The organism is Mesorhizobium sp. P3_A9, assembly GCF_056402975.1.
Genome location: NZ_JBFUGJ010000848.1, coordinates 1 through 518, shown reverse-complemented (window position 1 = coordinate 518; position 518 = coordinate 1). Strand labels below are relative to the sequence as shown.

Below are 518 nucleotides of genomic sequence, written 5' to 3'. Positions count from 1 at the left end.
CGCTCCTCGACTTTCATGTAGGGACTGCCGCCTGTGGTGATGTTGATGGCGGCATTGGTGCCTTGCTTGACGCGCGGCAGGAAGCGGGCAAAAGCCTCCGGCGTCTGGTCGGGCTTGCCGGTTTCCGGGTCACGCGCATGCAAATGCAGGATCGCGGCACCGGCCTCTGCCGCGGCGATCGCCTCCGAGGCGATCTGATCCGGCGTGATCGGCAGATAGGGCGACATGGTCGGCGTGTGGATCGCGCCCGTCACCGCGCAGGTGATGATGACTTTGCCCCTGGTTGCCGTGGCGCCGGGCTTGCGGCTGGTTTCTGTCATTGTCCGAACTCCTGATCCGATTTTTTCTTGTGCGCCGCCAGCGCCATCAGCCGGCGATCCCGCCACACCTGCCGCTCACCCAGGCCTTCCCTGGGCAAGCGCTTGCCGCGCTCGGCCTCGACGGTTTTCATGACCTCGCCGGCCCAGTCGACCCGGCGCAGCATTTGCGGGAAGATGTTGGAATAGATGCCCTGGTAG

1 protein-coding gene and 1 pseudogene are annotated in these 518 nt (G+C 65.1%); both read right to left on the bottom strand.

Annotated features, from left to right (window positions below; all coding sequences use genetic code 11):
• Positions 1-320 (bottom strand): 3-keto-5-aminohexanoate cleavage protein (locus tag AC1DX0_RS37090; protein ID WP_477359690.1); only part of this gene is annotated, 320 nt, incomplete at its 3' end.
• Positions 317-518 (bottom strand): annotated as a pseudogene (locus AC1DX0_RS37085) (3-hydroxyacyl-CoA dehydrogenase); the annotation flags it as partial. The gene AC1DX0_RS37090 and the pseudogene AC1DX0_RS37085, both read right to left, overlap by 4 nt.